We start from the raw sequence: 14209 nt of genomic DNA on the forward strand, positions 1-14209 counted from the left end.
TTCCGTACGATCCTGACGTCGTCCCCGTCCCCGTCCCCGTCGTCCGTAGCCCGTCGTCCTTACCCGTCCTCCGTCAACCCGCCGACAGCTGGGAGTCCCCATGTCCACCGAGCCGAATCTCCAGAACGTCTCCTTCCCGAGCGCCGGGACCACCGCCTACGGCTATCTCGCCGTACCCCCGGCCGGGCACGGGCCCGGGGTCGTCGTCATCCAGGAGTGGTGGGGGCTGACCGCCCACATCAAGGACGTCGCCGACCGGCTCGCCCAGGCCGGTTTCGTCGCGCTGGCCCCGGACCTCTACGGCGGCGAGGTCGCACACGACACGGACGAGGCGCTGCGCATGATGCTCGAACTGCCCACCGCGCGCGCGGTGGAGCTGCTCGAAGGCGCCGTCGGCTATCTCCTGGACCGGCCCGAGACGGACGGCGGCACCGTCGGGACCGTCGGCTTCTGCATGGGCGGCGGATTCGTCCTCGGCCTCGCCGCCGAGGACCAGCGGATCTCCGCCGCCGTCCCGTTCTACGGTGTGATCAAGGACGGCGTGCCCGACTTCAGCGGCCTGAAGGCGGAGATCCTCGGCCACTACGGCGAGCGGGACGAGACCGTGCCCCTCGCGACGCTCGAAGAACTCAGCACGACCATCGAGGACCAGTCGGGCATCGTCCCCGTCTTCCACGTCTACCCGGGCGCGGGCCACGCCTTCTTCAACGACGGCCGCCCCGAGGCGCATCACGCGGCGTCCGCGAGCCTGGCGTGGGAGCGTACCCTCGCCTTCCTGCGCGAGCGGCTGGCCCAGGACGGCTCCTGACACGCCGTACCCGACGGATCCGGGGCGTGGCCGGGTCAGCGCCGCCTGCCACGCGCCGCCCAGCCGGTCCCGACGCCCGCCACATGGAGGGCGAGCAGGGCCAGTCCGAAAAGCATCAGACTGGTCGGTGCGAAGATGGCGTCCACGGAGGTGTCGGTGGCGTTGATGAGGAACGCGATACCGAAAAGCACCGCTGCTACGAAACCCAACATGAGTCCACTCCAGGGGAATTGACGGCCGGTCACCGAGGTTCGGCGCCCGTGCCGTTGACCTGCCGAGTGCCCCCGTACGCCGCGATCAGTCGTCGACCCGTGCCAGGTGCGGCGCCCTCACCCGGCCCCGGCGCCCTGCCACAGCAGCAGCGCCACATCCACCCCGGCCACCACGATGGCCGCGAGGAACGGCAGCCCCGGCCTGCGACGGCCCATCAGCGAGGCGCCGGCCGCGGCGGCCAGTGCCACCCCCACCGCGACGGCGCCGAGCGGCCCCGGCCGGCCCAGCGCCAGCAGCACAGTGGCCGCCACCAGCGGGACCGGCAGCAGCAGCCGGACGGCACCCGGTCCCAACCGCTGCGGCCAGCCGCGCACCCCCAGGGCCAGATCCGACGCGATGTCCGGCAGTACGTTGCCCAGATGCGCGCCCACCCCGAGCAGGGCGGCGGCGCCGACGACCCACCAGGGCGGCAGCGGTCGCCCCGGCAGACCGAGCGTCACGAAGGCGGGCAGGGACGCGAAGCCGACGGCGTACGGCAGCCAGGACAGCACGGTCCCCTTGAGCCGCAGGTTGTACGCCCACGCCGCGGCCACGCCCACCAGATGCACCGCCCCGGCGAGCGTCCCGTACCCGAGCGACAGCGGCACACAGAGCGCCAGCGCGACCAGAGCGGCCCTGCGCACGGTCCGCTCCGTCACGGCTCCGCCCACCACGGGCTTGGCACCGCGCCCCGCCGCGCGGTCCCTGGCCGCGTCCACCGCGTCGTTGCTCCAGCCGACCGACAACTGCCCGGCCAGCACGGCGGCACCGGCCAGGACACAGCCGTACGCGTCCTGCCCGGACGCCGCGGCGAGCCCGGCGACCAGCAGGGTCACCGCGACGGTGGGGCCCGGATGGCAGGCCGCGGCCAGCGCCCCGGCCCGGCGCGGCCACGCCACCCGCGGCGGCCGGGCCCGTGGCAGCGCACCCGGGAAACCCGCCGCGCCGCCCGGCTGCTCGTCAGCGTCCACACGCTCATCGTAGACACGGGCCGCCCGAGGGCCGTCCAGGCGACTTCACGTGTGGCTCGGTGGTGCGCGGGCAGGGATGGCACGTCAGTCGCCCTCCGACCCCGGACCGCAGATGACTCGCATCGCAGCCGTGCACGGAGCCCTGGCTCCCCACCGCCACAGCCAGCACGACATCACGGAGATGGTCGCCAGGACCTGTCTCCCCGAGGGCGCCGACCGCCGGGTGCTCGACCGGCTGCACGGCAGCGCGCGCGTGACGACGCGTCATACGGTGCTGCCGCTCGACCGGTACGCCGCACTCGACGACTTCGGCGCGGTCAACGACGCCTTCATCGCGGCGGCCCTGCCGCTGGGCGCCGAGGCCGTCACCGGCGCGCTGGACGCGGCGCGGATCTCGCCGCGCGACGTCGACTTCCTGATGTTCGCCTCGGTGACCGGCATCGCCGCACCCTCCGTGGACGCCCGGCTCGTGGGGCTGCTCGGTCTGCGGCCCGATGTGCGACGGGTGCCGGTCTTCGGGCTCGGGTGTGTCGCGGGAGCCGCCGGAATCGCCCGGCTGCACGACTACCTGCTGGGCCGGCCCGACGACATCGCCGTCCTGCTCTCCGTCGAGCTGTGCTCGCTCACCTTCCAGCGCGACGACCCCTCGCCCGCCAACCTCGTCGCCACGGCGCTCTTCGGCGACGGCGCCGCCGCCGTCGTGGCCTGCGGCGCCCGGCGCCGGGCGGCGGACGGCGACGCGCACGCCGGGCCCGTCGTCGTCGACACCCGCAGCCACCTCTACCCGGACACCGAACAGGCGATGGGCTGGGACATCACCGGATCGGGCTTCCGGATCGTCCTCGACGCGAGCGTCCCCGATCTCGTACGCAAGAACCTCGGCGCGGACGTGGAAACGTTCCTCGCCGATCACGGACTCACCCGCCGGGACATCACCGTGTGGGTCTGCCATCCCGGCGGCCCGAAGGTCCTGGAGGCGATCGAGGAGGTGCTCGACCTGCCCGACGGCGCCCTCGACGTCACCTGGCGCTCGCTGGCGGCGGTGGGCAACATGTCGTCGTCCTCCGTCCTGCACGTCCTGCGCGACACGCTCGCCGAGCGGCGGCCACCGCCGGGCAGCGCCGGTCTGCTGCTCGCCATGGGGCCCGGCTTCTGCTCGGAACTGGTGCTGCTCCGCTGGTAGCAGCGGGCGCGGCCGGTCGGGCCCGTCCGTCACAACAGCCCCGGGAGAGAGATGATCTGGTACACCGCGCTGGTCCTGGCGGTCGGCGCCGAGCGCGTCGCCGAACTCGTCGTCGCCCGGCGCAACGCGCGCTGGAGCCGCGAGCGCGGGGCCGTCGAGTACGGCCGGGGACACTATCCGCCGATGGTCGCCCTGCACACGGGGCTGCTGCTGGGCTGTCTGGCGGAAGTACGGCTGGCCGACCGGCCGTTCGTGCCGTCGGTCGGCTGGACGATGTTCGCCGTCGTCGTGGCCGCGCAGGCGCTGCGCTGGTGGTGCGTCCGTACGCTGGGGCCGCACTGGAACACCAAGGTGCTGGTCGTGCCCGGTCTGCCGCTGGTGACGGGCGGCCCCTACCGGCTGCTGCGGCACCCCAACTACGTGGCGGTGGCGGCCGAGGGGGTGGCGCTGCCGCTGGTGCACGGTGCCTGGATCACCGCGCTGGTGTTCACCGTCCTCAACGCGGGCCTGCTGGCGGTGCGGCTGCGCTGCGAGAACAGCGCGCTGGCCACGGCGGCCCTCGGCGCCCGGCCGTGATCGACCTGCTGGTGGTGGGCGGCGGGCCCGCCGGGCTCGCCACCGCTGCGCACGCCGCGCTGGCCGGGCTGGAGACGGTGGTGATCGAACCACGCGCCACCCCGGTGGACAAGGCGTGCGGCGAGGGCGTGATGCCCAGCGGCGTGCGCGCCCTGCGCGCGCTCGGGCTCGACCTCCCCGACGGCCGCGAGCTGCGCGGGATCCGCTACGTGAGCGGGGCGCGCCGGGCCCAGGCGCCGTTCGACAACGGTACGGGGCTCGGCGTACGGCGCACCGCACTGCACGCGGCGCTGGCGCGGCGGGCCGAGGAGGCGGGGGCGCGGACGGTGACCGGGCGGGTCGGCGCGATCGAGCAGAACGCCGACTCGGTCACCGCCGCCGGGCTGCGGGCGCGCTGGCTGGTGGCGGCGGACGGGCTGCACTCACCGGTACGGCGCGGACTGGGCCTGGAGCTGCCCCAGCGGGGCCCGATCCGCTACGGGCTGCGGCGGCACTACCGGGTGCGGCCGTGGACGGACTTCGTGGAGGTGCACTGGGCACGGGGGGACGGCGCCCCCGGGGGCGGTGCGGCCGGTGAGGCGTATGTGACACCGGTGGCCGACGATCTGGTCGGGGTGGCCGTGCTGAGCACGGTCAGGCGCGGCTACGACGACCATCTCGCCCGCTTCCCCGAACTGCTGGCCCGGCTGGACGGCGAGCCCGCGACGGCGGTACGCGGCGCGGGCCCGCTGCGCCGCCGGGTGCGCAGCAGAACGGCCGGGCGCGTGCTCCTGGTCGGCGACGCCGCCGGCTACGTCGACGCCGTCACCGGAGAGGGCGTCGCGCTCGCGCTGGCCTCCGCCGAGGCGGCCGTACGGTGTCTGCGCGCGGGCAGGCCGCAGGAGTACGAGGCCAGGTGGCGCGCCCTCTCGCGGCGCCACCGGCTGCTCACGCAGGCGCTGGTGCGGATCGGCTGCCACCGTACGGGCGCCCGGCTGATCGTCCCGGCCGCGGCCCGTATGCCCGCTGTCTTCGCGGCGGCCGTGCGCGCCCTCCAGTGAAGGGCGCGCCCGGCGGCCGGGGCCGCTCGCCGTCGGGCCGCCCGCCCCGCCACCGCTCCTCGCCGGACCGTTCTCAGGGGGACAGGTCGGCCGGGTCCGTCCCCCGCGGCTCCATCGAGGCGGCCGTGTGCGGCAGGACGTTCACCAGGTAGTCCGCGATGGTCGCGTCGAGGCCCACATCGCTGCCCGCGGCCTCCGACAGGTACCAGCGGTGCTCCAGCACCTCGTGGTAGATCTGCGCCGTGTCCATCTCGCCGCGCAGCTCCAGCGGCACGGCGCGCACGGTCGGCCGGAACACGTCGCGCACCCAGCGGTGCGCGAGCACCTCGGGCCTGGCCCCCAGCGGATCGCCCGGCGCGTAGTCGTCCTCACCGGCCATCCAGCTCTCCAGGTCGTTGAGCAGCCGCCTGGCCTGGTTCTCCTCGGCGTCGAGACCGGTCAGCCGCAGCAACTGACGCTGGTGGTGGCCGGCGTCCACCACCTTCGGCAGGAAGGTCACGGTGTCGCCCTGCGGTGAGCGCTGGATCTGCATCTCGGCCACGTCGAAGCCCAGGTCGTTGAGGCGCCGGATCCGCCGGTCGATGTAGTGCCGCTTGCCCACCGGGTACACCGACTCGCGCGTCACCTCGTGCCACAGGTCCGCGTAGCGCCTGACGATCGCCGCGCCGAACGGCACCGGGTCGACGGACGGGTGCAGAGCGCCCGACGCCTCCAGGTCCATCAGCTCCCCCGCGATGTTCACCCGGGCCAGCTCGATGTCGTAGTCGCGCTGGCCGACGCTCAGGTTCTGCTGCAGCTGGCCGGTCTCCGCGTCCACCAGATAGGCGGCGTACGCCCCCGCGTCCCGCCGGAACAGCACGTTGGACAGCGAGCAGTCGCCCCAGGCGAACCCGGCCAGATGCAGCCGGACCAGCAGCACGGCCAGCGCGTCCATCAGCCGCTTGACCGTGCTGGGGCGCATCGTCGACTCGAACATGGCGCGGTAGGGCAGCGACCCCTTGAGATGCCGGGTGATCAGCGCGGGCTCCAGCTCCTCGCCGTCCGCGGACCGCCGCCCGGTCACCACCGCCACCGGGTCGACGGCGGGGATGCCCAGCCGGTGCAGATCGCGCAGCAGTCCGAACTCGCGCACCGCGCCGCGCTCCGATATCTCCTTGACCGCCACCACCTCGGGCCCGGCCGACGCGAAGCGCACCACATGGCGCGAGATGCCGCGCGGCAGCGCGACGAGGCACTCCTCCGGCCACTGGTCCAGCGGGGTGTTCCAGGGCAGGTCGAGGAGTACGGCGGGCTGCTCGGGATTGGTCGCGCTGATCTGGAGCGCCATCGTGCCTCCCACGGCGGTCGTCGGGCGGGGCGGAACGCGCGCCCGCCGAGGCACAGTGTGCCGGGTCGCCCGGACAGGGCCGGGACCGGGCTACCGCGGAGGCCGGGGCGAACCCGTGCGCACCGTGCCGCGGCGCCGGGGTGCACAGGCGTTTACCCTGGGGTGAACGCCTGTGCACCGCGCGGACGCGCGCACCACCGACCTACCACGTCTGTGCACCCCGGACGCGCGCACCACCGACCTACGGAGAGAGATGCCCGAAGCGATATCCGAGCCCGCCGCCGGGGACCCGGCCCCCGAGCCGGCCCCGCACCCCCGCCATCTGGTCGCCGTGCTCGCGTTCTGCGGGGTGGTCGTGGCGGTCATGCAGACGCTGGTCGTACCGCTGCTGCCGCACGTCCCCGCCCTCACCGGAGCCAGCGCCACCGGCGCGAGCTGGCTGGTCACCGTCACCCTGCTCACCGGCGCCGTCTGCACCCCCGTACTCGGACGCGTCGGGGACATGTACGGCAAGTGCCGTGTGCTCCTCGCCTCCCTCGGCGTACTGGTCTGCGGATCCGTCCTGTGCGCCGTCAGCTCCCAGATCGGCGTGCTGATCACGGGCCGCGCCCTCCAGGGCGCCGCGCTCGCCGTCGTCCCGCTCGGCATCAGCATCATGCGCGACGAACTGGCGCCCGAACGCGTGTTGCCGTCCGTCGCGCTGATGAGTTCGACCCTGGGGATCGGCGCGGCCGTCGGGCTGCCCGTCGCCGCGCTGGTCGTCGAGCACTACGACTGGCACACCATGTTCTGGGCCTCGGCAGGACTCGGGCTCCTCGACATCGCGCTGGTGCTGCTCTGCGTACCGGAGTCGCCGCTGCGCTCGCGCGGCCGCTTCGACGCCGTGGGGGCGCTCGGGCTGTCGGCGGCGCTGGTCAGCCTGCTGCTGGCGGTCACCCAGGGCGGCCAGTGGGGGTGGACCTCGCCCCGCACCCTCGGACTGCTCGTCCTCGCCGTGGCCGTCGGACTGCTCTGGGGCCGCTACGAACTGCGGGTCCCCTCCCCGATGGTCGATCTGCGGGTCTCCGCGCGGCCCGCCGTCCTGCTCAGCAACCTCGCCGCCCTCCTGATCGGCTTCGCCTTCTACGCCAACTCGCTGTCCACCGCCCAGATGGTCCAGGAGCCGACGAGCACCGGATACGGCCTGGGCGCCTCCATCGTCGTCAGCGGGCTGTGCCTGCTGCCCGGCGGGCTCACGATGGTCGCGCTCTCACCCGTGTCCGCCAGGATCTCCGCCGCGTACGGGCCCAAGACCACGCTCGCGCTCGCCTCCGCGATCCTCGCCGTCGGCTACGTGGTGCGCTTCTTCACCAGCCATCAGCTGTGGACCATCGTCCTCGGCGCCACCGTGGTCGCCGCGGGCACCGCCGTCGCCTACTCCGCGCTGCCCGCCCTCGTGATGCGGGCCGTGCCGGTCGGCGAGACGGGCGCGGCCAACGGCCTCAACACCCTGATGCGCTCGGTCGGGCAGGCGTTCTGCAGCGCCGCCGTCGCCGCCGTACTCGCCAACGTCACCTTCGAGGCGGGCGGCCGTACCGCCCCCACCCTCCACGCGTATCTGCTGGTCTTCCTCATGGCGGGCGGCGCCGCGCTCCTCGCGCTGGCCGTCACCCTGTGCCTGCCGCGGCAGCGGCCCGCCGCCCCCGGTAGCGTCGGGCGGGACCGAACCACATCGCTCGTCCAGGAGGGCGCGTGAACGCGCAGGAGACAGCACCGGCGACCGGCGGGGCCGCCACCGGCGACGCGCAGAGCGGCCGCGCCGCGATCCTGCGCGCGGCGCGGCGCGCCTTCGCCTTCCGCCCCTACGCCGAGGTGACCCTGCGGGGCATCGCCGCGGACGCGGGCGTGAGCGCCTCGCTGATCGTGAAGCACTTCGCCACCAAGGAGAAGCTGTTCAACACCGTCGCCGACTTCGGCCCCGACGCCGACCGGCTGTTCGCCGTACCGCCGGAGGAACTCGGCCGCCATATGGTGCTGACCGTGGTGCGCAGCCGCCGCGAACAGCAGGGCGATCCGCTGCTGCGCGTCGTCTTCTCGCTGGGCAACGACGACGAGCGCACCCTCCTGCGCGCACGCTTCGACCAGCAGATCACCGCACGGCTCAGCGCGCTGCTCACCGGCCGCGACCGCGCCCTGCGCGCAGAACTGATCGTCGGCCAGCTCCTCGGCCTGGGCGCCACACTCAGCCTGCACCGGACGGGAGCGAACGCGCGGGCCACCCCGGAGCGGCTCGCCGACCTCTACGCCCCCGCGCTGCAGCGCCTGGTCACCGGCTGAGCAGCAGCTCGGCGTTGCGGTCCACCGGCTTGCCCGCGGGCGCGGTGGTGGAGCCGGGCGCGTTGTGGGACAGCTCCCGGTAGAGCGCCGCCAGCCCCGTCTGCGAGAGATCCGCGAAGTCGGTACGGTGCGGCGCCGCCGACTCGATCAGCGTGGTGAACAGCGACAGGGTGCCGTCCTTGTTGTCGGCGATCTCGATCACCCGGGCCAGCTGCGGGAAGTCGACGTGCGACGCGGTCGAGATCTCCCAGAAGCTACCGTGCGGGAGGATCGAGTTGCGGTGGCTGTGCCCGTTCACCCAGGCCAGCACGCTGGGGTTGCCGCGCAGCAGCGCCACCACCTCGTCGCCGTTGTGCCGGGCCTCGCCGGGGCGGGCCGGGTCGGGGTGCGTGTTGGTCATCGTCCAGCTGTTGTGGTGGCTGAAGACGACGACGTACCCGTCCCGGTGCTCCCGCAGCTTCCGCTTCAGCCAGTTCAGCTGAGTGGTGTCGAGCGAACCGGTGTAGTGGCCGCCCCGGTCGGTGGTGTCCAGGCTGATGCCTGTGACGTTCTCGCCCATCGGAAACGTGTAGTAGAGCGTGTCGTCGGCGAGGTGGGCCGCCGTGTAGCCGTGGCCCACGGGACCGGCGCCCGCGTACGCCGGGTCGAGGTGCGCGCGCAGACAGTCGTGCGGGGTGAACGGGGCCCGGCGCGGATCGGGGGTGATCGAGCGCATCAGGCGCTTGGAGCGGCGCAGCAGGTCGATCAGATGGGCGCCGCCGGGGTCGCCGCCCTGCGACAGCAGCCTCAGCATCTCCTTGGCCTCGGCGTCGGGGATCCCGTACAGCTTCTTCGAGCCGACGGCGAACTCCGCGAGAAAACCGCTCCGGTCGGCCATGGCGCCGCTGGCCAGACCGTCGTGGTTGCCGACGGTCGAGTACCACGGGATGGGCAGCCCGGGGCTGTTCACCGCCCGGATCGCGGCGGCCAGGAACCCGTCGATACGCGGGTAGCCGAGCCGCTTGTCGGTGTCGCGCAGCGCGTCCTCCGGGTGCCAGTACAGCCGCTCCGCCGAACTCTGCACCCCCTCGTAGGTCCGCCGGTCACCCGTGTTGGGAAGGATGTTCCCACCGCTCATCACGGTGAGGAACCAGTCCAGTTCCGCACGCGAGTTGTTGTCGGTGTTGTCGCCGGTCGTCACGGCGAACGACAGCGGGGCCCCGGTCGCCGGACCCTCGCGCAGGGCGTTGATCTGCTCGATCAGCGCCGCCGCCCCCGGCACGGTGAGCGCCTCCTGGGGGCGCCACCCGGAGAGCTGGCGCGAACGCAGGTACTCGGTGCGCACGGGGTGCTGGACGTCCACCAGGTGCAGATCGGTGAGCTGCACGAAAGAGCTGAGGACGGTACGCCGCCCGGTGCGCCCGGTCCGGGGCGCCGCGAGCTGCTCCCGTACGACCCGGCGCCAGCCGGGGCCGTCGTCGAGCCGCCGGTAGGCCGCCGAGGTGTCACGCGGCGCGGCGACCGACTCCAGCGTCGTCCGGGCGGGGGCGGTACGGGCCGGGGCGGCGGTGGAGCCGGTACGGGGCGCCGGGACGGCGGGCGCGGCGGCCGCCCCCGGGGCGGCGGCGGCCGCGCCGGAACCGCCGCCCGCGCCGAGCGCGACCCCGATCCCCGCCGAGATACCGAGCGCCCCGGTCGCGGTGAGGAAGGAGCGCCGGTCGACGGCGGCGACGGCGGTGACTGCGGAGCGTATGCGTGTCATGGTGCGGTCTCCCGGGTTCCGGCACATCGGCGACGACGCCGGAGGGACGGCCCCTCCTGGCTGCCTCTCGATGGTCCGCACCCGGCGTGGCCTGCGCGTGAACGACGTTCCAACGGTCCGCGCCCATCACCGCACAGGGATCACCGACGACAGCGAACCGTCGGACGCCCCATGGCTCGCGGCCTTGATCCGGTCACTCGGCGTTCACCGTGGCGGGAAGGCCGGTGTCCGGGGGCGGCGCGTCCGGCCGCGGGCCGGGAGGGGAGCGGTCCGGAAACCGGGCCGCGGTGGGCAGGCATACGTCGCTCCTGAGCGGGCACACGACTCTTCGAGCCAAGCTCACACGGCCTTCACCCCCGCCGGCCGTACGAGCCTTCCTGGCCCCATCGGCGCACCCCCTCGTCGGTGGGGCCACCCCCTTTCCAGCGCTCCTCGTCGGTGTGTTCTCCCGTCCCCGCCCGCAGCCCGTCGCCCGCCCGTTCCCGTGCCGTCACCGCGTTGCCCTTGGCATAGGTCGATGTGTGCGTCCGCAACGCGACGCGCCCGGCGGTGGTTGTGACCCGCCCGAACGGCGCCGTGCGCGCTGCGTACTTGATAGATCCCAGTTAGGTCACATTCCGTGCCCCCGGTACGGCCCGCCGGTCGGCCGGTTGCCGCATGGTGTGCTGATCCGGCGACAGAGGTGGGTGTTTTGAGGCGACTTGACCCGGCTCTCGGGAAAACCGTCCGTCATACCCGCCGCCGGGCCGACAACCCCCTGTGATCAACAGAGAGTTGCCAAAGATCAGCAACGTGTTCGAGCCGCGCGATCGGACCCCTACACTGATCGCCGCAGCGTGCGGACGCCTCGATCAGGTGTTCCCGCCTGCGGGCATGGCAGGTCCATGTCCCAGCCATCGACGCCGGACCGCACCACCCCCACGTGACCAGAGGATCCATGACGATCACCACTTCATCCGGGCGCGTCCTCGGTCGTGCCCGGCCGCACAAGGCTCGCGCGCTGCCCGAGCCCGGGGGGCACCGTGGTTCCGGACCGCGGGAGTGCGGGAGCATCCTGCCCGCACGCGTACCGGGGCCACCAGGGACGGGGGACAGGTGCTAGGGCCTCTCGTTTGGATCTCGCCGGGCTCGCGTGCCCCGTTGCCTGGTCCGGCCAGATCCAAACGAAAGACCCTAGCCGAACAGAGGCCGTTTCCCGTGGACCGGACCCGCGCGCGAGCGCGAGAGGAGTGGAACTGATGGCGAGCGAGAACTTCCGCCCCGTCTACCACCCGGCCGGTCACGACAACGACCTGCGCGCCGCCGTGCAGGAGCTGCGCACCGGCCGCTGGGTCGCGATGCGTGATCTGCTGGACCGGACACCGGGCTGGACGCTGTGGACCCAGCGCACCCAGGTGCTGGCCGCCGTCGCCGCCGGTTCCGACACCGTGCAGACCTGGCTGGCCGAGGAGCCGGGCAGCGCCGCCGCGACCGTGATGCAGACCCGGGTCAGCGTGGAGCGCGCCATCCGGGCCCACCGCGAGGGGCACCCGCGCACGCAGGAGCTGTGGCAGCAGGCATGGGAGGCGTGCGGCACCGCCGCGCGCCGGGCACCGGCAGACCCGGTGCCCTGGGTCTGCCTGCTCGCCCTGTCCCAGCTCGACTCCCGGCAGCGGCTGGAGGAGCACCGGCTGCCGCCACCGGGGCCGATGCTCTTCCCCGGCCCGTGGGCGCTGCTCGCCGAGGCCGACAAGCGCGACCCGTTCAACCGCGAGGCGTACCACCGCATGCTCCAGTTCGTGTACGCGCGGCGTACCGACGGTTCGCTGTCGGAGGCCGTCAACTTCGTCCAGTGGGCCGCCTCCTCGGCGCCCGAGGGCTCCGCGCTGCACGTCCTGCCCCTCTTCGTCAGGGTGGAGCGCTACCGCCGCGAGAACGGCCATGAGAAGGCCCTGGACCTGCACTGGGTCACGGAGGACGCCACCAGGGACGCCCTGCGCGCCCTCAACCTCTGGTTCGACCACGCGGTCCTGGCCGAGGCGTCGCTGCTCGACCTCAACCACCTCGCGCACGCCCTGTGGGGCTCGCTCCAGTTCGACGAGGGCGCCCGGGTCTTCGACGCGCTGGGCCCGTACTACGCCGTACTGCCGTGGGCGTACCGTACGAGGAACCAGGGCGACGCGGGCCAGGCCGAGGAGGTCTTCCTCCGCGCCCGCGGCCGCTGCCTCGCGTCGGCCCGGGACGCGCGCGACGGGCCGTCAGGCTGAACCGGCCCCGCACGCCGTACGTACCGCACGGTGACGTGGCGCACTCCGCCGTTCGCCACGTCCGCCAGGCCCTCCCCGCCTGACCGCGCCCTTGCCGGTCCCCGTCTCCCGCGGGGTCCGTGTCCGCCGTCCATCCCCGTCCCCCACCTGCATTCGCGCACCGGAGGTATTTCCATGTCCGCGTCCCCTCCGACCTGGTCGAAGGCCGAGCCGTCCGCACCGCTACCACAGATGGACGAAGAGCAGCGGCTGCGCGAGCTGGGCTATCAGCCCGTCCTCGCCCGCCGCATGGGCGGTTTCGGCAACTTCGCCATCAGCTTCTCCGTGATCTCCGTCCTCTCCGGCTGCATGACGCTGTACGGCTTCGGCATGGGCGCCGGCGGCCCCGCGGTGATGCTCTGGGGCTGGGCGGGCGTCGGGCTGTTCGTGCTCTGCGTCGGCATGGCGCTGGCGGAGGTCACCAGCGCCTACCCCACCTCCGGCGCGCTCTACTACATGGCGGACCGGCTGGGCGGCCGGAAATGGGGCTGGTACACCGGCTGGCTCAACCTGCTGGGACTGCTCGGGGCGATAGCCGGCATCGACTACGGCGCCGCGCTCTTCACCGGCGCCTTCCTGCACCTCCAGTTCGGCTTCAGCCCGAGCCCCACCTCGACGTTCGTCATCTTCCTGTGCATCCTGCTGCTGCACGCCGTCCTGAACCTCTTCGGCGTCAAGCTCGTCAGCGTGCTCAACTCGATCAGTGTCTGGTGGCACCTGATCGGCGTCGCGGTCATCGTCGGCGCCCTGGCGATCGTCCCCGACCAGCACCAGTCGGCCTCGTACGTCTTCACCGAGTTCGTCAATGACACCGGCTGGCAGAACCCGCTCTACGTGGCCGCCATCGGCCTGCTGCTCGCCCAGTACACCTTCTGCGGGTACGACGCCTCCGCGCACCTGTCCGAGGAGACCTCGAACGCGTCCGTCACGGCCGCTCGCGGGATCGTCCGCGCCATCTGGGTCTCCTGGATCGCCGGCTTCGCGCTGCTCGCCGGGCTCACCTTCGCGATCCAGGACTACGCGGGCGCCCAGAACAGCGCCACCGGCGTGCCGCCCGCCCAGATCCTCATCGACGCGCTCGGCAGCAGCGGCGCCACGGCGCTCCTGCTGCTCGTGATCGTCGCCCAGCTGTTCTGCGGCAACGCGGAGGTCGCGGCGGCCAGCCGGATGGTCTTCGCCTTCAGCCGTGACAACGCCCTGCCCGCCTCCGCGGTGTGGCGGCGCGTCAGCGGTCGCACCCAGACGCCCGTGCCCGCCGTCTGGCTCTCGGTCGTCGTGGCCGGTCTGCTCGCCCTGCCCTCGCTCTACTCGGAGACCGCCTACGGCGCGGTGACGGCCATCAACGTCATCGGCATCACCCCCGCCTACGCCATTCCGATCTTCCTCAAGCTGCGGGCCAAGGGCCGCTTCGAGCCCGGTCCCTGGAGCCTCGGCCGCTGGAGCAAGCCCATCGGCTGGATCGCCGTGGTCTGGGTGGCGCTCGTGACGGTGCTGTTCTGCCTGCCGCAGACCAACCCGGTGAACGTCGACACCATGAACTACGCGGTGATCGCCCTGGCCGTCGTGCTGATCCTGGCGACCGTGTGGTGGTACGTGGCCCGCGGCTCGTACAGCACCCCGCAGGCGTACGGCAACGCCCGCGAGCAGTCGGAGATCTCCGAGGGCATCGTCTGACCGGGGGCCGCGCCTCCTCCCCGGGGGTGTGGGGCG

13 protein-coding genes are annotated in these 14209 nt (G+C 73.3%); 8 read left to right on the top strand and 5 right to left on the bottom strand.

The window, feature by feature from the left end:
• Positions 1-100: 100 nt before the first annotated feature.
• Positions 101-808, top strand: a complete 708-nt coding sequence (locus tag DVH02_RS05680; RefSeq protein WP_114622571.1) for a dienelactone hydrolase family protein — start codon at positions 101-103, stop codon at positions 806-808.
• 35 nt (positions 809-843) lie between these two features.
• Here DVH02_RS05680 and DVH02_RS35505 read toward each other — a convergent pair whose 3' ends face one another.
• Positions 844-1020, bottom strand: a complete 177-nt coding sequence (locus DVH02_RS35505) for a hypothetical protein (RefSeq protein WP_199566176.1) — start codon at positions 1018-1020, stop codon at positions 844-846.
• A gap of 117 nt (positions 1021-1137) precedes the next feature.
• Positions 1138-2031, bottom strand: coding sequence for a UbiA family prenyltransferase (locus tag DVH02_RS05685; RefSeq protein ID WP_114622572.1), 894 nt, complete (start codon positions 2029-2031; stop codon positions 1138-1140).
• Between the two features lie 112 nt (positions 2032-2143).
• Here DVH02_RS05685 and DVH02_RS05690 point away from each other — a divergent pair, with 112 nt between their 5' ends.
• From DVH02_RS05690 to DVH02_RS05700, 3 genes are read left to right on the top strand one after another with little or no spacing between them, the layout of a single operon-like run.
• Positions 2144-3214, top strand: a complete 1071-nt coding sequence (locus DVH02_RS05690; RefSeq protein ID WP_114622573.1) for a type III polyketide synthase — start codon at positions 2144-2146, stop codon at positions 3212-3214.
• Between the two features lie 51 nt (positions 3215-3265).
• Positions 3266-3790 carry an isoprenylcysteine carboxyl methyltransferase family protein gene (locus DVH02_RS05695; protein WP_114622574.1) on the top strand — a complete coding sequence of 175 codons (525 nt, stop codon included), beginning with the start codon at positions 3266-3268 and terminating at the stop codon, positions 3788-3790.
• On the top strand, positions 3787-4830 hold the full coding sequence (locus DVH02_RS05700; protein WP_114622575.1) for an NAD(P)/FAD-dependent oxidoreductase: 1044 nt from the start codon (positions 3787-3789) through the stop codon (positions 4828-4830). Before DVH02_RS05695 ends, DVH02_RS05700 begins: the two co-directional genes overlap by 4 nt.
• A gap of 73 nt (positions 4831-4903) precedes the next feature.
• Here DVH02_RS05700 and DVH02_RS05705 read toward each other — a convergent pair whose 3' ends face one another.
• A complete protein-coding gene (locus DVH02_RS05705) occupies positions 4904-6157 on the bottom strand; it encodes a DUF4032 domain-containing protein (protein ID WP_114622576.1) in 1254 nt (417 codons plus the stop codon).
• 253 nt (positions 6158-6410) lie between these two features.
• Between DVH02_RS05705 and DVH02_RS05710 the strand changes: the two genes are divergently transcribed.
• Positions 6411-7892, top strand: coding sequence for an MFS transporter (locus DVH02_RS05710; RefSeq protein WP_114622577.1), 1482 nt, complete (start codon positions 6411-6413; stop codon positions 7890-7892).
• Entirely contained in the window at positions 7889-8473 is a 585-nt protein-coding gene (locus DVH02_RS05715; protein ID WP_114622578.1) for a TetR/AcrR family transcriptional regulator, read from the top strand. Before DVH02_RS05710 ends, DVH02_RS05715 begins: the two co-directional genes overlap by 4 nt.
• Here DVH02_RS05715 and DVH02_RS05720 read toward each other — a convergent pair.
• Together DVH02_RS05720 and DVH02_RS34695 are read right to left on the bottom strand one after the other, a co-directional pair.
• The gene (locus DVH02_RS05720) at positions 8463-10214 is read right to left on the bottom strand and encodes a TIGR03767 family metallophosphoesterase (RefSeq protein WP_114622579.1); all 1752 of its coding nucleotides are present in this window, start codon (positions 10212-10214) and stop codon (positions 8463-8465) included. The genes DVH02_RS05715 and DVH02_RS05720 overlap by 11 nt on opposite strands.
• A 350-nt stretch (positions 10215-10564) precedes the next feature.
• Complete coding sequence (locus DVH02_RS34695; protein ID WP_147286003.1) at positions 10565-10747, bottom strand: hypothetical protein; 183 nt, start codon at positions 10745-10747, stop codon at positions 10565-10567.
• 705 nt (positions 10748-11452) lie between these two features.
• Here DVH02_RS34695 and DVH02_RS05725 point away from each other — a divergent pair.
• Both DVH02_RS05725 and DVH02_RS05730 read left to right on the top strand, forming a co-directional pair.
• Positions 11453-12460 (top strand): hypothetical protein, encoded by a 1008-nt coding sequence (locus DVH02_RS05725; protein WP_114622580.1) that lies wholly within the window; start codon positions 11453-11455, stop codon positions 12458-12460.
• Between the two features lie 174 nt (positions 12461-12634).
• Complete coding sequence (locus DVH02_RS05730; protein ID WP_114622581.1) at positions 12635-14173, top strand: amino acid permease; 1539 nt, start codon at positions 12635-12637, stop codon at positions 14171-14173.
• The last annotated feature ends 36 nt before the right edge of the window (positions 14174-14209 follow it).

It is taken from the genome of Streptomyces corynorhini (genome assembly GCF_003346515.1).
GTDB lineage: Bacteria > Actinomycetota > Actinomycetes > Streptomycetales > Streptomycetaceae > Streptomyces > Streptomyces corynorhini.